Raw genomic sequence first — 19,783 nt, forward strand, 5'->3', positions numbered from 1 at the left:
CCCGATGCGATGAACCCGACCGTCGTCCGTCCGTTGCGATCCCGGCCCGTGCTGTGGGCGATGCTGGCGCTTGCCCTCGGTCTGCCGGTTCATGCGCAGAACGCACCTGCGCCGGCAACGACAGCGCCGGGACAGGTGACCAACCTCGAAGCGGTCACGGTCAGCGGCGAACAGCCGGGGCCTGGACTGTGGCGGGTGAGCAAGGGCGATCACGTGATGTGGATATTGGGTACCTTGTCGCCGTTGCCCGACCGCATGCAGTGGAAGACGGACGATGTGGAGCAGACCATCGCCAGCTCCCAGGAGGTGCTCGGGCCGCCGTCCATCGCACTGAAGCCCAAGACCAATTTCTTCGGCAAGCTGTTCCTGCTGCCGTCGTTGATCGGCGCGCGCAAGAACCCCGACGGGCAGAAACTACAGCAGGTGGTGCCGGCCCCCGATTACGCCCGCTGGCTCACGCTCAAGCAGCAATACCTCGGCAACGATCGCAGCATCGAGGACTGGCGACCGATCTTCGCGGCGGTCGAGTTGTACGACAAGGCCATCAAGCGCCACGGCATGACACCTTCCGGTGGCGTGAAGGACGCCGTGCGCGATCTCGCCAAGAAGCACAACGTGAAGTTCGTGACCGCGCGCTACACCATGCTGGTGGAGCAGCCGCGCGATGCGGTGAAGACGTTCAAGTCCTCGCCGATGGATGACCGCGAATGCTTCGGCCGCACGCTGGATACGGTGGAGCGCGACCTGGGACGCATCACCGAACGCGCCAATGCCTGGGCTACCGGCGACATCGACCTGCTGCGCAGCCTGCCGATGAATGACCAGCGCGAAGCCTGTATTGCGGCCGTGACGGAGGCGGGCTTTGCCAAGCAACTAGGCTTCAGCGACGTGAAGCAGAAGGCCGACGGCATCTGGATGGAGGCCGCCGAGCAGGCGTTGAACAGCAATGCGCAGACGTTCGCGATGCTGCCGATGGAAGAGCTGCTGTCGCCACGCGGGCTGATCGCGCGCCTGAAGGCGAAGGGTTATCAGGTCGAAGCGCCGGACGGCAGTGACGCGGAAGGTGTTGCGCCGGTGCAGCCTTGAGGGGCTGATCGCGCACTGGGTGCGCTCCTACAAAAAACCTCCCTGTAGGAGCGCACCCAGTGCGCGATCCAACCCGCCTCAACATCTCACTCAGGCACTCGCCTGATCCAGCAACGCAATCTCATCCCTGCCCAGCGTCAAGTCGACCGCCCCCAACAGCTCCTTGAGCTGCGGAATGCTCGTCGCGCTCGCAATCGGCGCCGTTACGCTCGGCCGGGCGATCAGCCACGCGAGCGCCACCTGCGCGGGTGTTGCGTTACGCGCCTTGGCCACCGTATCGAGCGCCGCCAACACGCCCAGGCCCTGCGCATTGAGGTATTTACGCACTGATCCACCTCGTGCCGCGCTCTTGGCGAGATCGTCCTCGCTGCGGTACTTGCCGCTGAGGAAACCGCTGGCCAGCGCGTAGTAGTTGATGACGCCGATGTTCTCGGCAATCGCCAGCGGCTCCAGTTCCTTTTCGTAAGCCTTGCGGCTCACCAGGTTGTATTCGGGCTGCAGCGTCTCGTAGCGCGGCAAGCCATGCTCGGCCGACACCTTCAGTGCTTCGGCAAAGCGATCGGCGACGTAATTGGAGGCACCGATTACGCGCACCTTGCCCTGTTCGATCAGCTTGCCGAACGCACCCAGCGTCTCGTGCAGCGGCACGCTCGCATCGTCCTCATGCGCCTGGTAGAGATCGATGTAGTCGGTTTGCAGGCGCTTGAGCGAACCTTCCACCGCCTGGTTGATATTCATGGGCGACAGGCCGGGGTGCTCGCCCCACTTGGCCACCTTGGTGGCGATCACCACCTTGTCGCGCTTGCCGCTTTGCTTGAGCCATTTGCCGATGATGGTTTCCGACTCGCCGCCGCGATTGCCCGGTACCCATGCCGAATAGACGTCCGCGGTATCGATGAGGTTGAAGCCGGCGTCGACAAAGGCGTCGAGCAGCTCGAACGAGCACTGCTCATCGACACTCCAGCCGAACACGTTGCCGCCGAAGGCGATCGGTGCGACGGAAAGTGACGAGCGACCGAGGGGGCGAAGATTCATGAATGTGCTCCGTATGCGGTGAATGGGCAGCGGGCTTCGTGCATACTCGAAAGCTCGAGACGCCGAAGTATACGCGCCGCCCCGTGATGCCCAGGCGAGCGCGCGGCAATGCCAACAGCGGAGGAACGCGGATGAAAGGCAAGGCTATGAGTGCATTGCGGTGCGCGATCGTGATGAGTCTGTGTACATGGATGGGTGCTGCAGCCGCACAGCAGGGCAATGCAAGACCGTGGAGCGACGCCACGCTGTCGCCCGACGCGCGCGCCAAGCTGCTCGTGACGCAACTGACGCAGGACGAGAAGTTCCAGCTGATCCGCAGCTATTACGCCGGCCCGGATCGTCCATCTGACAAACCGTTCCCGAAGGGCGCCATTGCGTCGGCAGGTTACGTGCCGCCGATCGAGCGCCTGGGCATTCCGGCGCTGGAGGAGAGCGACGCGGGCCTGGGCGTGGCGAGTTCCGACCGCATGCGCCCCGGCGACAGCGCCACGCCGTTGCCGGCCGGCCCTGTGACGGCGGCGAGCTGGGACCCCAGCGTGGCCTATCGCGGCGGCGCAATGATCGGCAACGAAGCGCACAACAAGGGTTTCAACGTACTGCTGGCCGGCGGCGTCAACCTGATGCGCGATCCGCGCAACGGGCGCAACTTCGAATACGCGGGTGAAGATCCGCTGCTCGCCGGCACCATCGTGGGCGAGGCGATCCGCGGTATCGAGAGCCAGCACGTCATTTCCACCATCAAGCATTTCGCCTTGAACGACCAGGAAACCGCGCGCAACACGATCAACGTGCAGATCGGCGAAAAGGCGATGCGCGAGTCCGACCTGCTCGCGTTCGAGATTGCCATCGAGCGTGGCAAGCCCGGTTCGGTGATGTGTTCGTACAACAAGCTCAACGGCGACTGGGCCTGCGAGAACGACTACCTGATGAACCAGTTGCTCAAGCGCGACTGGAAGTACCCCGGCTTCGTGATGTCCGACTGGGGCGGCGCGCATAGCGCGGCGAAGGCGGTGAATGCCGGCCTCGACCAGGAGTCGGCGGGCGAAGTGTTCGACAAGGAAGTGTATTTCGATGCGCCGCTGCGCCAGGCCCTGGCCAAGGGCGAGGTGAAGCAGGCGCGTATCGACGACATGGTCCAGCGCATCCTGCGCAGCATGTTCGCCGCGGGTGTGTTCGAGCATCCGGCAAAGAAGGCACCGATCGACAGCAAGGCGAATCTCGCCGTGGCGCGCGAAACGCTGGAAGCGGGCGCGGTGCTGTTGCGCAACGAGAACAACCTGCTGCCGCTCGATCTCACCAAGCTGGAATCGGTGGCGGTGATCGGTGCGCACGCGGACAAGGGCGTGCTGGCAGGCGGCGGCTCCTCGCTGGTGACGGCGATGGGCGGCAATGCCGTGCCTGGCCTCGCGCCCACCACCTGGCCGGGTCCGGTGATGTATCACCCGTACCCGCCGCTGAAGGCGATCCACACGATGGCGCCGAAGGCGAACGTGCAGTACGCCGACGGCAATGACGTCGCTGCGGCTGCGGCGCTCGCTGCGAAGTCGCAGGTGGCGGTGGTGTTCGTGCAGAAGTGGGCAGCCGAATCGGTCGACGCGGCCGATCTCACGCTGCCCGACGGGCAGGACGCACTGGTGGAGGCCGTCGCCAAGGCCAATCCGCGCACCGTCGTGGTGCTGGAGAACAACGGGCCGGTGCAGTTGCCCTGGCTTGACCACGTCGGTGCCGTGCTCGAGGTCTGGTATCCCGGTGGCGATGCAGGCAACGGCATTGCGAACCTGCTGTCGGGCAAGGTGAACCCCTCGGGCCGCCTGCCGATGAGCTGGGTGCGCGATGCCTCGCAGTTGCCGCGCGCGGAAATTCCCGGAGCAACAGGCGGCACGCCGCCGGAATCGGTCGACTACAACATCGAAGGCGCGGACGTCGGCTATCGCTGGTTCCAGGCGCGCGGCATCAAGCCGCTGTTCCCCTTCGGTTACGGCCTCTCCTACACCACGTTCGAGCATGGTTCGCTGAAGGTCGCCTCACGCGACGGCCAGTTGCATGCGTCGGTGACCGTGCGCAACACGGGCTCGCGCGCCGGTGCCGATGTGGCTCAGGTGTACGTGCAGGTGCCTGGCGCGAAGGCAAGGCGCCTCGCCGGCTACGCCAAGGTGTCGCTGAAGCCGGGTGAGCAGCGTCAACTTGATATCCCGCTGGAGAAGCGACTGCTGGCCGACTTCGATCCCGCCACGCATGCCTGGGTGATCAAGGGCGGCGACTACGGCGTGGTCGAGGGACGTTCGTCCGAAGACCTGGGTACCCCGGTCAGCGTGCAGCTGCCAGCCGGACAACCCTGACCGTTGCCGGCGCCGCCGCCATGCGGTCGGCGCCGGTCGGTACCGCGGGGACATTTCTCAGGCGCATCCGCCCTGGGCCAGCGGGCCGGGCGATGCGACCTTGCCCTGTGCGCCGCTTGCCGTGGCCTTGCTCCGCTGCCGCTTGCCGCTGGGGCGCGAGGATGCTTTCGGGGTTTCGGCCAGGCGACGGGCCAGTGCCGGGTCGGTGATATGGCCGTGCATGAACAACAGATTCGTCCACAGCGAGCTCATGGCGTCCTCCCTCGTCTCGTGAGGCGCTCAAGATAGGCGCCTCCCAGCTGGCGAAAAAGCGATATATTCGCAAGCCAGCCTTGAGGAAAATTCAAATGGGCCGTGTCTCGCTGGATCTCCTCCAACAGTTTGTGCAGGTGGCCCGGCTGGGTAACCTGTCGCGCGCCGCCGAACAGGCCAACCTCACGGTGAGCGCACTCAGCCACCAGGTACGGCAGCTGGAACAGCGGCTTGAGCGCCGCCTTTTCGAGCGCGGCCCGCGCGGCGTGCAACTCACGGCCGAAGGGCGTCGGCTGATGGAAGCGGTGGGCCACCACTTCGAAGGCATTGATCGCGCGATGGCCGGTTTCCGTTGCCGGCGCGAGAACGCGCTGACGCTGAGCGCGATCCCCGGCGTGATGTCGAGCTGGCTGGTGCCGCGACTGGCGCGACTGGTCGCCGCGCATCCGGAGCTGGAACTCAACCTGCAGTCGAGCGTGGAGCTGGTGAACTTCGAGCGTGACCCGGTGGACGCGGCCATGCGCTACGGGCGCGGGCCGTGGCCTGGCCTGGTCACCGAGCGGCTGTTCGGCGAATGGATCGCACCGGTGGCGTCGCCGGCTTTGCTGGAGCGCATGGGCGATGCCGATCCCAACGACCTCGCGCAGTGGCCGTTGCTGGGCGATCCGGGTGATCGCTGGCCCGATTGGTTCGCTGCCACGGGCGGTCAGCCCCCGGGCCGCTACGTCGCGCATTTCGACAACACCGATGCGCTGCAGCGCGGTGCGCTCGAAGGCATGGGCGTGGCGCTGGGGCGCATGGTGATGGCCCGTCCGCTGGTCGAGGCCGGCCTGCTCAAGGTGCTGGGCGATCGCTACCAGCAGATTCCGGAAGCCTATTTCCTCGTCTATCCCGAACACGCGCGGGATCACGCAGGCCTGCGCATCTTCCGCGAATGGCTGCTGAGCGAGGCAGGCAAGTATTCCGAAACGATGTCGCTGGCTGCCCGCGCCACGGCCTAGCCGCACGACGCCATTTTGCTTTTTTGTAGGAGCGCACCCAGTGCGCGATCGCGGCGTCATGACATCCCTCGCCCGACGCATGTCGTGATCGGAGTCAACGCTTCGTAGGCTTTTCGCGCACTGGGTGCGCTCCTACAACGAGAAGAGCGTATTCGCGCGAGAAAGCCCGCCTCCAGCTTTCCATGCTTTGCTCGCCAGGAATGGACGAGGGACGATTGTCCATCCACCATTTGTATACGTAGTGGCCGGCAAGCTGGGGCCACTATGCTCTACACGCCATTTTGACGTTTTCTTCTAGGGGTAATCGATGAAAAGCCGTGTGATCCTGGGGCTGGCAGCGGTGCTGCTGGCATCGTGCAGCAGCGGTTCCGCCCCGGCCAGTGCGCAGGCGCAGGACCAGCCCGCCGGAGGTCTGGTACCCCCGACCACGGCCAGCGACTTCACCGCGACCCGGCTCGACCAGGTGCTGGCGGGCGACTGGCGCTCGCCGGAGCATAAGGCGCGCGATGTCTACCGCCATCCCAAGGCGACGCTGCAGTTCTTCGGTGTTCGTCCCGACCAGACCGTCGTCGAAATCACTCCGGGCGGCGGCTGGTACTCCGAGGTGCTTGCACCGTTGTTGCACGACAACGGTCATTACATCGCCGCCATCGCCAAGCCTTCGGGCGAAGGCGAGGCCAGTCGTGACAAATCGGGGCTGAAGGCCAAGTTCGCCGCCGATGCGGCGCATTACGGCAACGCGCAGATCCTGGAATTCGATCCGAAGGCGCCGGTGTTCGGCGCGCCGGGTTCGGCGGACGTGGTGCTGACCTTCCGCAACGTGCACAACTGGGTGGAGGCCGACACCGCGCCGCAGATGTTCAAGGCATTCTTCGCCGCCCTGCGCCCGGGCGGCGTGCTGGGCGTGGTCGATCATCGCGCCGCGGACAACGCCACCCTTGAGGCGGTCAAGGACAGCGGCTACCTGCCCACCAACTACGTGGTGAAGCTGGCGACCGATGCGGGCTTCAAGCTCGAGGAACAGAGCGAGATCAACGCCAACCCGAAGGACACCAAGGACTACGCCAAGGGTGTCTGGACCTTGCCGCCCACGCTGACCCTGGGTGATCAGGACAAGGCGAAGTACCTGGCCATCGGCGAATCGGACCGCATGACGCTGCGCTTCGTGAAGCCTGCCGCGCCGACCTCGCCGTAATTTCAATGCAAGACCGCGCGCCGCCTGGCGCGCGGATGGCCTACGCATGCTTATCGCGCTCAACAAACCCTTCGGCGTGCTCTGCCAGTTCCGCGACCCGGACGGGCGACCCACGCTGGCCGAATACGTCCGGTACAAGGACGTCTATGCCGCCGGCAGGCTCGATCACGACAGTGAAGGCCTGTTGCTGCTCACCGACGATGGCGCGCTTGCGCACAAGCTCACCGATCCCCGCCACAAGCAGCCCAAGACCTATCTCGTGCAGGTCGACGGCCAGATCACCGATGAAGCCGTCGCCGCGATGCGCCGTGGCGTGATGCTCAACGACGGCCCGACGCTGCCGGCCGGCGCGGAGCATGCGTCGGAACCGGCGTGGTTGTGGCCGCGCGATCCGCCCGTGCGTTTCCGCAAGCTCATCCCCACCAGCTGGGTACGCATCACCCTGCGCGAAGGCCGCAACCGGCAGGTGCGGCGCATGACGGCGGCGGTGGGTTTCCCCACGCTGCGCCTGATCCGCGAGCGGATCGGGCCGTATGCGCTGGACGGGCTGGAGCCCGGCGAGACGCGCGTGGTCGGGTGATGCCCCGTTGCCCCCTGTAGGAGCGCACCCAGTGCGCGAAAAGCCTACGAAGCGCTGAAGCCGATCACGACACACGTCGGGCGAGGGAAGTCATGGCGCCGCGGTCGCGAACTGGGTGCGCTCCTACAGAAGAAGAGGGACTCAGGCGAGGCCGAAGAACGCCGTCGCCGTCGCCGTACTGTTCGCCGCGGTCACTTCCACGGGTTCGCCGCGGTCGCGTGCGATCTCCTCGCAGATGTGCCTGAGGTACATCGGCTCATTGCGTCGGTGCGACGGCTGCGGGCGCACGGTGCGTGGCAGCAGATACGGTGCGTCGGTTTCGATCATCAAGCGATTGGCGGGAATCTCCTTCACCAGCTCGCGTAGATGCGTGCCGCGCCGCTCATCGCAGATCCAGCCGGTGATGCCGATGTGGCAATCGAGCGCCAGGTAATCGCGCATAGCCTCGCCGGTTTCGGTGAAGCAGTGCACGACGGCACCAGGAATCTTGTCGCGATAGCGGCGCAGAAGCGCAATGAAATCGTGGTGCGCATCGCGCTGGTGCAGGAACAGCGGCTTCTGCACATCCACTGCGATCTGCAACTGCCGCTCGAACACTGCTAGCTGCACATCCCGCGGCGAGTAGTTGCGGTTGTAGTCCAGCCCCGTCTCGCCCACCGCGCGCACTTCTTCGTGCGTGGCCAGCTCGCGCAACAGCGCGTCGGTGGCATCGTCGTAGTCGATCGCATGGTGCGGATGCACGCCGGCCGTCGCATAAAGCACGCCAGGATGTTTTTGCGCGAGTGCGAGCGCATGCGTGCTGCCGTCGCTCGAGGCGCCGGTGACCATCAGGCGCGCTACGCCATGCGCATGGGCACGCGCCAGCACGTCGTCGAAATCGTGGTGGAACGATTCATGGGTGAGGTTGGCGCCGATGTCGATCAGTTGCATGGGTCGGGGTAGGCCGGGCAAAGAAGGCATTTTCCCAGCCACTGGATTGGTGGCAACCCCTGAGTCAAAAATAACGCAAGATATCGCGGGGCTTGGGAAGTCCGGGAGGCCTTCGGCCGAATGTACTATCGCGCCGCAAGCGAACCGTCATGCGGTTTGCCTACCCTCGGGCGGAATTGAACGTGACGTCTTGCACACGGTCTGAAAATAGGTCATCTGGTGAGAAACCGTGCTCGCGCAGCGTGCGACGGGTGTGCTACCAATGACGCCCTCAATGCCGTTGGGGGCGGCCTTGGTGGCGGTGTACTGGATCAGAAGCGGGGTGAAGCATGTCGGCAGTCGCAAACCCGGCAGCCAATGTGGAGAGTGCGGCGATGGATGGCCGCGAGGCGGCGGTCTGTGCGCTGCTGGTTTCCCGTGGGCGGCTGAAGGATACGGATCTTGCCCGTGCGCGCCGGCTCCATGAGGAGTCGCCCGAGGGGACGCTCACCGCGCTGATGGCCCGCCTGGGCCTGGTCTCCGAGCGCGACCTCGCCGAGGCCTGGTCGGAACTGCTGCAAACGCCGCTGCTGGTCGCTCGCGAGGCGCCGGAGCTGCCGCCCAGCGAACTCGACATCTCCGTGCGCTTCCTCAAGCAGCAGCACGTGGTGCCGGTGCGCGTGGACGAAGACGACCTGGCGCTGGCGATGGCCGACCCGGCCGATCCCTATCCCTTGCAGGCGATCCAGCTCGCGGCGGGCCGACCGGTGTCGCTGCGCATCGGCCTGCGTTCGGAGATCGACGATCTGATCGAGCGCTACTACGGCACGGGTCGTTCCGCGATGGGCACCATCGTGGAGAACCTCGACGGCAGCGCCGCGGTGGAAGACGACGTGGAGCACCTGCGCGACCTTGCCTCCGAGGCGCCGGTGATCCGCCTGGTGAACCTGATCCTGCAGCGCGCGGTGGAACAGCGCGCTTCCGACGTGCACATCGAGCCGTTCGAGAACCGCCTGAAGGTGCGCTATCGCATCGACGGCGTGCTGCATGAAGTCGAAGCGCCGCCGGCCAGTTCCACCGCCGCGGTGATCTCGCGCGTCAAGATCATGGCCAAGCTCAACATCGCCGAGCGCCGCCTGCCGCAGGATGGCCGCATCCAGCTGCGCGTGCAGGGCAAGGAGCTGGACCTTCGCGTCTCCACTGTGCCCACCAGCTTCGGTGAATCGGTGGTGATGCGTATCCTCGATCGCGAATCGGTGGTGTTCGATTTCGCCTCGCTGGGTTTCACCGGCAGCTTCCAGCAGCGCTTCGTCGACGTGCTGGAGCGTCCCAACGGCATCCTGCTGGTCACCGGCCCCACCGGCTCGGGCAAGACCACCACGCTGTACACGGCACTGTCGAAGATCAACACGCCGGACGTGAAGATCATCACCGTCGAAGACCCGGTCGAATACCAGATCGAAGGCATCAACCAGATCCAGGTGAAGCCGCAGATCGGGCTGGATTTCGCCGGTGCGCTGCGTTCCATCGTGCGCCAGGATCCCGACGTGATCATGATCGGCGAAATGCGCGACCTGGAAACCTGCCGGATCGCCATCCAGTCCGCGCTCACCGGCCACCTGGTGCTGTCCACGCTGCACACCAACAGTGCGGCGGGCGGCATCACGCGCCTGCTCGACATGGGCGTGGAGGACTACCTGCTGGGTTCCACCGTCAACGGCATCCTGGCGCAACGACTGGTGCGCCGCCTCGATCCGGAAACGGCGATCCCGTATGAAGCGCTGCCCGAAGTGATCGAGCAGTTCGAGCTGCACAAGTACACCGACGAGCGCCCGATCCGCCTGTGGAAGCCGGGCAGCAGCGCCGCCAACCCCAGTGGGTACCGTGGTCGCCAGGCGATCATGGAGTTCCTGGTGATGAGCGATCCGCTGCGCCGCATGGTGATGCAGCGCGCGGATGCGGGCGAGATCGAACGCCTTGCGCGCGCCGAAGGCATGCGCACCATGTACGAGGACGGCATCGCCAAGGCCGTGGCAGGCATCACCACCATCGAGGAGGTGTTGCGTGTCTCGCAGGAAGGCTGACGCTGTAACTCCCTCTCCCCTTTGGGGAGAGGGCTGGGGTGAGGGGCGGGTGCTCGCGAGAGCGTGTAACCGTGAGAGCTCGCCCGTCGCCACGTTCCCGCAAGCCCGTCCCCCTCACCTCAGTCCTCTCCCCGAAGGGGAGAGGAAGATGAGCGCGCCATGACCCAGTTCCGCTATCGCGCGGTCACCGCCTCGGGCGAAGTGCTGCAGGGCCGGATGGAAGCGGCCAGCCTGGACGAAGTGGTCAGCCGCCTGCAGGACCAGGGTCACACGCCGCTCGACGCTCGCGCGGCCGATGCCGAGGCGGGCGGAAGTGGCCTGGCGGCGATGTTTCGCCGCGGCCCGTTCACCGGCGACCAGCTGGCGCAGTTCACGCACCAGCTCGCCACGCTGCTGGGTGCGGGGCAGCCGCTGGACCGCGCACTCGGCATCCTGATGGACCTGCCCGAGGGTGAACGGGCAAAACAGTTGATCGAACGCGTGCGCGATCGCGTGCGCGGCGGCACGCCGCTGTCGCAGGCGCTGGATGATGAGCACGGCGTGTTCCCCAAGCTCTACATCAGCCTCGTGCGCGCGGGTGAAGCCGGCGGTTCGCTGGAAGACACGCTGCGCCGCCTTGCCGACTACCTCGAACGCTCGCAGCAACTGCGCGGCAGCATCATCAACGCGCTGATCTACCCGGCGTTCCTGATGGTGGGCGTGCTGGGCTCGCTGCTGTTGCTGCTCGCCTACGTGGTGCCGCAGTTCGTGCCGATCTTCGAGGACATGCAGGTGCCGATCCCGTGGATCACGCAGGCCGTGCTCGCCGTCGGCAGCGTGCTGCAGACGTGGTGGTGGGCATTGCTGATCCTGCTCGTGCTCGGCGTGCTGATTGCCCGTGCGCGGCTGCGCGATCCGGCAACGCAGCTGGCCTGGCATGCGCGCATGCTCACCATGCGCGTAGTCGGCCCGCTCCTGCTGAAGATCCAGACGGCGCGTATCGCGCGCACGCTCGGCACCTTGCTCAAGAATGGCGTGCCCTTGCTCTCCGCGCTCGGCATCGCACGCCAGGTCACCGCCAACAAGGCGCTCGACCAGGCGCTGGAGCAGGCTTCCGAACAGGTGAAGGGCGGTACCGGGCTCAGCCTGGCGCTGGCGCAGTCGCAACGATTCCCGCGCCTGGCACTGCAGATGGTGCAGGTGGGCGAGGAGGCGGGACAACTCGACACCATGTTGCTCAAGGTGGCCGACACCTTCGAACTGGAAAGCCGCCGCGCGATCGATCGCCTGCTCGCCGCGCTGGTGCCCGCGCTGACCATCGTGATGACCGTGCTGGTGGCGATCATCATGGCCGCGATCCTGCTGCCGCTGCTCAGCCTGACCAGCAACATCCAGTAACACCCCTACATCGAACGACCAAGAGGTACGCCATGCGAAAACGGACACTCCGCCTTCATCACGCCAACCGCGGCTTTACCCTGCTGGAAATGCTGGCGGTGATCGTGCTGATCGGCATCATCGGCGCGGTGGTGGTGACCCAGGTCGGCAAGAACGTGGACAAGGGCAAGTACGGCGCCGGCAAGGCGCAGCTCACCACGCTCAGCCAGAAGATCGAGAACTACGCACTGGACAATGGTTCGCCGCCGCAGCAGCTGCAGGACCTGATGACCAAGCCCGCCAACGCGCGCAACTGGCAAGGCCCGTACGCGAAGGAATCGGAGCTGCACGATCCGTGGGGCCATGACTTTGGCTACAAGTACCCGGGCGACCACGGCAACTTCGATCTGATCTTCTATGGCCAGGACGGCAAGCCCGGCGGCGATGGCTACAGCGCCGACGTGGGCAACTGGCAGTAAGCATGCGGGCGATGAAGCCGCGCGCGCCGTTCTGGCCTGCCCGAGGCATCCGGGCGGGAGCGCGCACGCGTGGCTTCACCTTGCTGGAAATGCTCGCCGTGATCCTGTTGATCGGCATCGCGGCGGCAGCCGTCGCGGTATCGGTGACGCAAGGCCTGGCGAGCGCACGCGTCGCCGCGGCCAGCGGTGAACTCGCGGCGGCACTGCGCGCCACGCGCACGCAGGCCATCGTGCACGGCAACGAGCACACCTTCGACGTCGACACCCGCGCCAACACCTATCGCGCCGATGACGGCAAGGTAGTACGCCTGCCTTCGGGCATGCGCATCGGCATCACCAGCGCGAAAGAAGATCAGGTCAACGCCACCACCGGGCGTATCCGCTTCTTTCCGGATGGGAGTTCCACTGGCGGACACATCACGCTGCAGCGCGAGCGGCGCCAGTGGCGGGTCAATGTTTCGTGGCTGACCGGTGCGGTCAGCGTGGCCGATGTGAGCGGGCATCGATGAAGGCTCGCGCGCGGGGTTTCAGCCTGCTGGAAGTGATCGCGGCAACCTTGTTGCTGGCGATTGCCTTCACTGCGCTGTTGAAGGTGGCGGGCGGGTCGATCGCGCTGACACGCAATGCCGACGATCACAGCCAGGCGGCACTGTGGGCGCGCAGCCTACTCGATACCGTGGACATCACCACGCCGTTGCGCGCTGGCTCCAGCGAGGGACGCTTCGACGATCACTATCGATGGCGCCTGGTGGTAACGCCATGGAATCCGCCGCCAACGCCCGGACAGGCACCCGCGCAAGGACCGGTGCCGGGGCAGGCGCCGGAAACGGGCGCGCCGCCGATGCGCATGATGAAGCTCGACCTGGACGTGTTCTGGGGTGCCCGCGTGCACGAACGCTCCGCGCACTTCAGCACGCTGCGGCTGCTGGGCCCACCGGCGACGGGAACCCCATGACGAGTCGTCGCGTCCACGGTATCCGTCCACGACCCGCCGCGGCGGTCGACGGCTTCACCTTGCTCGAGGTGCTCGGCGCACTCGCCTTGTTCGCGTTGCTGTTGTTGGGCGTGTATTCGGGCGTGCGCACCGCGACGCATGCCGTGCGTTCCGGCGAAACGTCGATCGAGCGCCTCGACCAGGTGCGCTCCGCGCAGCAGTTCCTGCGACGCGAACTGGCGCAGGCGCGTGCGGTAGCGATCTCGCATACGGACAAGGGCGACCCGCAATTTTTCAGCGGCGACGCGCACGAATTGCGCTTCGTGGCACCACTGCCCGGTTATCTCGGCAAGCTCGGTCCCCAGCTGCAGCAGTTCAAGCTGGTATCGAACGGCAAGGGCGGTTCGCGACTGGAGGCGAGCTTTGCCTTGATGCCGCCCGATGGCAGCGCACCGCGTCCGCTGGGTGAACCCGAAGTGCTGGTGGACAACATCCGCAGCGGAAGCTTCAGCTATCGCGCGCCCGATACGCAGCAAGCGCAGGGTACCTGGCAGGATCACTGGGACGGTACCCGCGCGATGCCACGCATCGTCCGCATCGCGCTGGTGCTCGATGGCACGACCAACTGGCCTCAACTCGATGCGCCGCTGCGCGTGGATGCGGCCGCAATGCAGGGCCAGACCGACCTGCTGCAGGGCCTGCAACGCCGGACGGTCCCATGAGCGGGGCCGCAAAGCACGGACAACGTGGCGTCGCCCTGCTGGTGGTGCTGTGGGCGTGCACGCTGCTGGCGATCATGGTGGGCGGCTACGCCATGCTGGCGCGTACCGAAGGCCTGCAGGCCCGCTACCAGTTTGCACAGACCCAGGCGCATTACGCGGCCGAGGCGGGTCTCATGCGTGCCATCTATGCCTTGCAGGATCCGCAGCTGCAACAGCGATGGATGCCCGACGGACGCATCTATCCGCTCGACTTCGACGGTGCCAAGGTCAACATCAGCATCATCAGCGAGAACGGCAAGGTCGATCTCAATGCGGCTTCGCCAGACGTGCTGCAGAACCTGTTCAAGGCGGCCGGCATGTCCGACGGCGACGCCCAGTCGCTGGCGCGCAACGTGGTCGACTGGCGCACCTTCAGCGCGACGATGCCGAGCAACGTGCCCAACGCCGGTTATGCGCAGGCCGGACGTGACTACAGTCCCCGGCACGGCCCGTTCGCCACCGTGGAGGAGCTGCAGATGGTGCTGGGCATGCAGCCGGCGCTGTACCGCACGCTGGCGTCGCAGGTCACGCTATGGTCGGGCAGGCAGAGCCCCGACCCATCCATTGCACCACCGCTCGCCTTGGCCGCCGTACCCGGCATGACGCCGCAACAGGCCCAGGCCCTGGTAGCCGCCCGTTCGGCGGGTCCGCCGCAGGTCGCGCTGGCTGCCATGCAGGGAGTAACGCATAGTATTCGCGCAGAGGCCACGCTGGCCGACGGTACGCGCGCGATACTGCGCGCCACAGTGCGACTGCAGGGCATGCGCCCTGGCGCATTACCTTACGTCGTGTTGCGTTGGCAGGAGGGAGACGGGGAATGAATTCGGCCGCGCAGCCGTTGCAATTGCAGCTCGACCGGGTGCGCCGTGCATGGCGCGCCTCGCCCGTGCCGCGCTTTCTGGCGTGGTGGAACGGCGAGCTCGTCGCCCTTTTGCCGGCCCGCTGGCGCACGCGTTTCGGCGGCGGCCTGGCCTGGCACCTGCTCCAGCGGGACGGAGAGGAATGGACGTTGCGCCGTGCGGGCGAGCTGTACCCGCTGTCGCGCTGGAGCAGCCAGCTCGACCCGGGCAGCCAGCAGGTGGCCATGGGCGACGCGTTGCGCGGCGTCGATCGTGAAGACTTGCGTATTGCGCTGTGCCTCGATGCGGTCGAGGTGTTGCGTCCGCGCCTGAACCTGCCGCTGGCGGCGCATGACAACCTGCAGCAGATCGGTGCCTTCGAGATGGATCGGCAGACCCCGTTCCGTGTCGATCAGGTGCGTTATGACGTGCGCGAGCTGCGCGCATCCGCACCTGCAGGCCGATTCGCGGCCGAGCTGGTGGTAGTGCCGCGTTCGACGCTCGATCCGCTGCTCGCGCGCCTGAGCGCATCGGGCCTGCAGGTCGACGCGGTGGACGTGGCCAATGGCAATGACCGCCTCGGCGTCAACCTGTTGCCCGCCGAGCTGGTGCTGCGTCGCCAGCATCCGCGGCAACGGCTCAATCTTGCGCTGGGCGTCGCCGCGATCGTGCTGTTGCTGCTTTCCCTGTTGCAGTTCCTGCACAACCGCGAGGGCGCGCTGGAACAGATGCGCAGCGACGTCGAGGGCATGCGCACCGAGGCGCAGCAGGTCGCGACGCTGCGCCAGCAGTTGCAGGACAACGCAGGCGCCGCCGGTTTCCTGGCCCAGCGCAAGGCGCACACGGTATCCGCGCTGGCGGTGCTGCAGGACATCAGCCAACGCCTGCCCACCAATGCCTGGCTCGAGCGCCTGAGCATCGACAACAGCGGCCAGGTCGGCTTCCAGGGCCAGAGCCCTCAGGCGGCGCGGCTGGTCGATGCGCTGAAGGGCTCGCCTGTCATCACCGACGCCAATTTCCAGGGCACCATCCAGGTGGATCCCTCGACGGGCAAGGAACGCTTCTACATGGTGGCGCAACTGCGCAAGCCTGCCGAAAGCAAGCCCAAGACGGCCTCCCCGGCGGAAGGCAAGCCATGAAGATGACTGCGCTCAAGCCGCGCGAAAGCCGCATCGCGGCCGTGCTGCTTTTGCTGGCCGTGCTGGTAATCGCGTACTTCGTGCTGCTGCACTGGTGGTTCGTGGCGCCACTGCGATCCATCCATGCCGAGATGGACGACCTGCGTGACACGCATGCGCGCTTCGCTGCGGCCATTGCCGACAAGCCGCAGCTGCAACAGCGTATCGCTGCGATGGGAGCGGGGCAGGCGGCGAGCCATGCGTTTTTGCCTGAAGACGATCCCAATGCCGCCGCCGCGGGCCTCATGCAGCGCGTGGTCGACGCCGTGGCCGCCCATCCGGGCGGTGCCTGCGACGTGACCCAGAAGATGCCCGTGCCCAATCCGCCGGCGGCAGCCGATGAGCCGTACCGCAAGGTGGCGGTGAGCATCAGCCTGCGTTGCGACGTGCAGCCGCTGGCCGAGACGCTGCACGACCTGGAGCAGGGCACGCCGTACCTGTTCGTGGACGACCTCAGCATCTACCGCAACCCGGTCGCTGCGATGCAACCGGGAGGCGCGCCGCTGGAAGTGCAGTTCACCTTGTCCGGCTATGTTCGCCAGCCGCGCTCCTCGGGCGGTGACGCCAACCAGGAGGCGCCATGAACGCCGCCGCTCAGCGTCGCCTCACGCCCGTGCTCGGTGGCGTCGCCGCCGTATTCGGCGTCGTCCTGCTGTTGTTCCTGGGCGGTCTGGGCCGTGGCGTGAGCTGGGGTGCTCCACGCCCCGCGACGCCGCTGCCCGAAACGCATGACCAGGGCCTGCCGCCACCCATTCCGCTCGCGCAGTTCTCCGCCGTGTGGCAGCAGCCGCTGTTCAATCCGGATCGCAAGGCGAACCTGCGCACCGCCAGCGGCGGAGCCAGCCTCGGTGACATGCAGCTCACCGGCATCATCGTCACGCCCGGGCTGCACATGGCCTTGCTGCACGACAAGAGCGGCGACCACGAAGTGCGCGTGCGCGAAGGCGATACCCTGCCCGACGGCAGCTGGCGCCTGGTCGAGCTCAAGCCGCGCGCAGCGGTATTCGAATCGTCCAGCGGACGCACCGAACTGGAACTGCCCGCCGGTGCGCCGATCGACATGCCCAAGAACGCACCGGGGCAGCCTGCGCCTCCGCAGACCGGCACCAACGGCCAGGCGCCATCCGGCGGCATGCAGATGATGATCGCTCCGGCACAGCCGCAAGGTACGCCGCCCGGCGCCAACAGCGCCCCTGATCAGCCCAACAGCACGCAGGCGGATCGCCTTCGCGCGCTGAGGGAAGCCATTCAAAAACGTCGCGCCCAACAGCAGGCAGCGAATCCCGAGGGAGCACACTGAGCCATGACCATCCACCGCACACCGCGGGTTCACCGCATCGGTACGCTTGCCATGGCGATGTGGCTGGCCGGCTGCCAGGCCTTGCCGCCCCAGCACGATGACGGGGCGCTGCAGCGCGAGGCCATGGCCGGAACAGAGAACCCCGTGCCCAAGCCCTTGCCGCTCAATGACGGCAAGAACGCGGAAAACATCGTGGTGCCTCGCCCCGACGTCAACAGCGGGAGCGGCCAGTTCATCCGCACCACCGGCCTCGCGCAGCCGCGCAAGGCCGCCAGCGGCGATGGCGCGGTCACCTTCAACTTCGAAAACCAGCCGGTGCAGGCGGTGGTGAAGGCGATCCTCGGTGATCTGCTCAAGCAGAACTACACCATCGTGCCGGGCGTGCAGGGCAACATCTCCTTCTCGACCGCCGAGCCGGTGGACAGCAGCCAGGCCATTCCCATCCTCGAGACGCTGCTGTCCTGGACCAACAATGCGCTGGTCCTGCAGAACGGCCGCTATGTGGTGATGCCCGCCAAGGACGCCGTGCCGGGCAACCTGGTGCCCAGCCTCAATGCGGTGGCGCCGCAGGGTGGCCTGCAGGCGCGCCTTTTCTCGCTGCGCTACATCTCGGCGAACGAGATGCAGAAACTGATCAAGCCGTTTGCCCGTGCCGATTCCGTGCTGCTGGTGGATCCGTCGCGCAACCTGATCGTGCTCTCCGGCACGCCATCTGAACTCGACAACTACCAGCGCACCGTACACACCTTCGACGTGGACTGGTTGCGCGGCATGTCGGTGGGCGTGTTCAGCCTGCAGCACGCCAACGTCGCCGAACTGATGCCGCAGCTCGACCAGATCTTCGGGCCGAAGGGCGACACGCCGCTGGCCGGCATGCTGCGCTTCATCCCGATCGAGCGCACCAACGCCCTGGTGGTGATCAGCACCCAGCCCAACTACCTGCAGGAAGTGGGTGAGTGGGTCGCCAAGATCGATCGGGGTGGCGGCAACGAGCCCAACCTGTTCGTGTACGACGTGCGAAACATCAAGGCGTCGGAACTGGCGCAGTACCTCGCGCAGATCTACACCAATGGCGGCGGTGGCGGCGGCGCCAACAATGGAAAGGTCGGTCCCGGCCTCACCAGCAATACGCTGGGCGCCAGCGACAACGCCAATGGCTCGGCCAGTGGCATGGGCAGCACGGCTGGCAGCTTCGGAAGCAGCACCAGCGTCAACGGCGTGGGTGGTGGCTTCGGTACCGCGGGCGGCCTGGGTAGCACCAGCGGCACGGGCACGGGTACCGGCAGTGCCTTCGGCAACTCCGGCAGCGGCTTTGGCAGCAACAGCGGCGGCGCGGCGGGCGCGTTCGGCAATGCCAACAGCGCCAACGGCAGCAACGGCAATAGCGCGGGCGCGCAGTACACCTCCGATGACGGCAGCATCCGCATCAGTTCGGTGGACTCGAACAACCAGCTGCTGGTCCGTGCACGGCCGTCGCAGTGGGCGGAGATCGAGCAGGCGATCAAGCGCCTGGACAATGTGCCGCTGCAGGTGCAGATCGAGATGCGCATTCTCGAGGTGGATCTCACCGGGCAGTTGGAGTTCGGCGTGCAGTGGTATCTGCAGGGCCTCGCCAACAGCACGCCAAAATACGACAGCAACGGCAACATCAACGGCGCCGAATCGGTCTATCCCGGCATGCTCCATCAAGGCGCGCTGGGCGGCGGCGGCAACCAGTACGGTGGCGAACCGTTCTTCTATTCGTTCCTGAGTGGCAACAGCAAGCTACAGGTGGCGGTGCGCGCGCTGGAAACCAACGGCAACACCAAGACGCTGTCGGCGCCGTCGCTGGTGGTGCTGAACAACCAGGTGGCGCATATCCAGGTCGGCGACCAGGTGCCGATCAACCAGACCTCGATCGTGACCGGCCTTGGCGCCACCACCGCCGGCTCTACCGCGAGCAGCGTGAGCTATGTGCCGACCGGCGTGATCCTCGACGTGCAGCCGCGCGTGAATCCGGGCGGCCTGGTGTACCTCAATGTGCAGCAGCAGGTGAGCAACACCACCGGTGCGGCCAACTCGCAGGGCAACTTCACCATCCAGCAGCGCGCGGTGGGCACGCAGATCGCCGTGCAGAGCGGACAGACCGTGCTGCTCGGTGGTTTGATCCAGCAGAACGAGAACAACACCGATACCGGCGTTCCCGGCCTCAACCGCGTGCCGGTGCTCGGCCGCCTGTTCGGCACCACCAACCACAACCGCAATCGCACCGAGCTGATCGTGCTGATCACGCCGCGGGTCATCACCAGCAGCGAGGAAGCCAAGCAGGTGACGGACGAATACCAGCGCAAGTTCGAGTCGCTGGCGCCGCTGCGCGCGGCCAGCAGTCCCGCGCCGGCAGGTCAGTAACTCCCTTCCCAGGCATAGGCATCCCGGCACGCGCCGGGCTGCCCTCAGCCTTCGGTCTCGCCGTCGC

Annotated in this window: 19 protein-coding genes; 16 read left to right on the plus strand and 3 right to left on the minus strand. The window is 66.3% G+C overall.

Going from position 1 to position 19,783, the window contains the following annotated elements:
- Positions 1-9 precede the first annotated feature (9 nt).
- On the plus strand, positions 10-1,086 hold the full coding sequence (locus tag EPB08_RS01205; RefSeq protein ID WP_130617237.1) for a TraB/GumN family protein: 1,077 nt from the start codon (positions 10-12) through the stop codon (positions 1,084-1,086).
- A gap of 90 nt (positions 1,087-1,176) precedes the next feature.
- On the opposite strand, the gene EPB08_RS01210 is transcribed toward EPB08_RS01205, so the two are convergent.
- Positions 1,177-2,121: an aldo/keto reductase gene (locus EPB08_RS01210; RefSeq protein ID WP_130617238.1), complete on the minus strand. Its 945-nt coding sequence runs from the start codon at positions 2,119-2,121 to the stop codon at positions 1,177-1,179.
- A gap of 131 nt (positions 2,122-2,252) precedes the next feature.
- Between EPB08_RS01210 and EPB08_RS01215 the strand changes: the two genes are divergently transcribed.
- Positions 2,253-4,460, plus strand: a complete 2,208-nt coding sequence (locus tag EPB08_RS01215; protein WP_130617239.1) for a beta-glucosidase family protein — start codon at positions 2,253-2,255, stop codon at positions 4,458-4,460.
- Positions 4,461-4,517: 57 nt separating this feature from the next.
- Here EPB08_RS01215 and EPB08_RS01220 read toward each other — a convergent pair whose 3' ends face one another.
- Positions 4,518-4,712: a hypothetical protein gene (locus EPB08_RS01220; protein ID WP_130617240.1), complete on the minus strand. Its 195-nt coding sequence runs from the start codon at positions 4,710-4,712 to the stop codon at positions 4,518-4,520.
- 95 nt (positions 4,713-4,807) lie between these two features.
- On the opposite strand from EPB08_RS01220, the gene EPB08_RS01225 reads away from it, so the two are divergent.
- The 3 genes from EPB08_RS01225 to EPB08_RS01235 all read left to right on the plus strand — a co-directional run bounded on the left by EPB08_RS01225 (position 4,808) and on the right by EPB08_RS01235 (position 7,488).
- Positions 4,808-5,713 carry a LysR substrate-binding domain-containing protein gene (locus tag EPB08_RS01225; protein ID WP_130617241.1) on the plus strand — a complete coding sequence of 302 codons (906 nt, stop codon included), beginning with the start codon at positions 4,808-4,810 and terminating at the stop codon, positions 5,711-5,713.
- Positions 5,714-6,020: 307 nt separating this feature from the next.
- The gene (locus EPB08_RS01230; protein ID WP_130617242.1) at positions 6,021-6,908 is read left to right on the plus strand and encodes a class I SAM-dependent methyltransferase; all 888 of its coding nucleotides are present in this window, start codon (positions 6,021-6,023) and stop codon (positions 6,906-6,908) included.
- A 46-nt stretch (positions 6,909-6,954) separates the two neighbouring features.
- A complete protein-coding gene (locus tag EPB08_RS01235) occupies positions 6,955-7,488 on the plus strand; it encodes a pseudouridine synthase (protein WP_130617243.1) in 534 nt (177 codons plus the stop codon).
- Between the two features lie 141 nt (positions 7,489-7,629).
- Here EPB08_RS01235 and EPB08_RS01240 read toward each other — a convergent pair whose 3' ends face one another.
- Positions 7,630-8,418, minus strand: coding sequence for a TatD family hydrolase (locus EPB08_RS01240; protein WP_130617244.1), 789 nt, complete (start codon positions 8,416-8,418; stop codon positions 7,630-7,632).
- A 329-nt stretch (positions 8,419-8,747) separates the two neighbouring features.
- On the opposite strand from EPB08_RS01240, the gene gspE reads away from it, so the two are divergent.
- The 11 genes from gspE to gspD all read left to right on the plus strand — a co-directional run bounded on the left by gspE (position 8,748) and on the right by gspD (position 19,716).
- Positions 8,748-10,481 carry a type II secretion system ATPase GspE gene (gene gspE / locus EPB08_RS01245; RefSeq protein ID WP_130617245.1) on the plus strand — a complete coding sequence of 578 codons (1,734 nt, stop codon included), beginning with the start codon at positions 8,748-8,750 and terminating at the stop codon, positions 10,479-10,481.
- A 159-nt stretch (positions 10,482-10,640) separates the two neighbouring features.
- On the plus strand, positions 10,641-11,858 hold the full coding sequence (gspF, locus tag EPB08_RS01250; RefSeq protein WP_130617246.1) for a type II secretion system inner membrane protein GspF: 1,218 nt from the start codon (positions 10,641-10,643) through the stop codon (positions 11,856-11,858).
- A gap of 32 nt (positions 11,859-11,890) precedes the next feature.
- On the plus strand, positions 11,891-12,316 hold the full coding sequence (gspG, locus tag EPB08_RS01255) for a type II secretion system major pseudopilin GspG (protein ID WP_130617247.1): 426 nt from the start codon (positions 11,891-11,893) through the stop codon (positions 12,314-12,316).
- An 11-nt stretch (positions 12,317-12,327) separates the two neighbouring features.
- Positions 12,328-12,825, plus strand: a complete 498-nt coding sequence (locus EPB08_RS01260; RefSeq protein WP_130617248.1) for a GspH/FimT family pseudopilin — start codon at positions 12,328-12,330, stop codon at positions 12,823-12,825.
- A complete protein-coding gene (locus tag EPB08_RS01265; RefSeq protein ID WP_130617249.1) occupies positions 12,822-13,271 on the plus strand; it encodes a type IV pilus modification PilV family protein in 450 nt (149 codons plus the stop codon). Before EPB08_RS01260 ends, EPB08_RS01265 begins: the two co-directional genes overlap by 4 nt.
- On the plus strand, positions 13,268-13,972 hold the full coding sequence (locus tag EPB08_RS01270) for a prepilin-type N-terminal cleavage/methylation domain-containing protein (protein ID WP_130617250.1): 705 nt from the start codon (positions 13,268-13,270) through the stop codon (positions 13,970-13,972). Before EPB08_RS01265 ends, EPB08_RS01270 begins: the two co-directional genes overlap by 4 nt.
- The gene (locus EPB08_RS01275; RefSeq protein WP_130617251.1) at positions 13,969-14,832 is read left to right on the plus strand and encodes a type II secretion system minor pseudopilin; all 864 of its coding nucleotides are present in this window, start codon (positions 13,969-13,971) and stop codon (positions 14,830-14,832) included. The genes EPB08_RS01270 and EPB08_RS01275 overlap by 4 nt, the downstream gene beginning before the upstream one ends.
- A complete protein-coding gene (locus tag EPB08_RS01280) occupies positions 14,829-15,989 on the plus strand; it encodes a PilN domain-containing protein (RefSeq protein ID WP_130617252.1) in 1,161 nt (386 codons plus the stop codon). Before EPB08_RS01275 ends, EPB08_RS01280 begins: the two co-directional genes overlap by 4 nt.
- Positions 15,986-16,612, plus strand: coding sequence for a type II secretion system protein GspM (gene gspM, locus EPB08_RS01285; RefSeq protein ID WP_130617253.1), 627 nt, complete (start codon positions 15,986-15,988; stop codon positions 16,610-16,612). The genes EPB08_RS01280 and gspM overlap by 4 nt, the downstream gene beginning before the upstream one ends.
- Complete coding sequence (locus EPB08_RS01290) at positions 16,609-17,328, plus strand: general secretion pathway protein GspN (protein ID WP_130617254.1); 720 nt, start codon at positions 16,609-16,611, stop codon at positions 17,326-17,328. The genes gspM and EPB08_RS01290 overlap by 4 nt, the downstream gene beginning before the upstream one ends.
- Positions 17,329-17,331: 3 nt before the next feature.
- Entirely contained in the window at positions 17,332-19,716 is a 2,385-nt protein-coding gene (gspD, locus tag EPB08_RS01295) for a type II secretion system secretin GspD (protein WP_130617255.1), read from the plus strand.
- The last annotated feature ends 67 nt before the right edge of the window (positions 19,717-19,783 follow it).

It is taken from the genome of Dyella amyloliquefaciens, from assembly GCF_004296575.1.
GTDB classification, from domain to species: Bacteria; Pseudomonadota; Gammaproteobacteria; order Xanthomonadales; family Rhodanobacteraceae; genus Dyella; species Dyella amyloliquefaciens.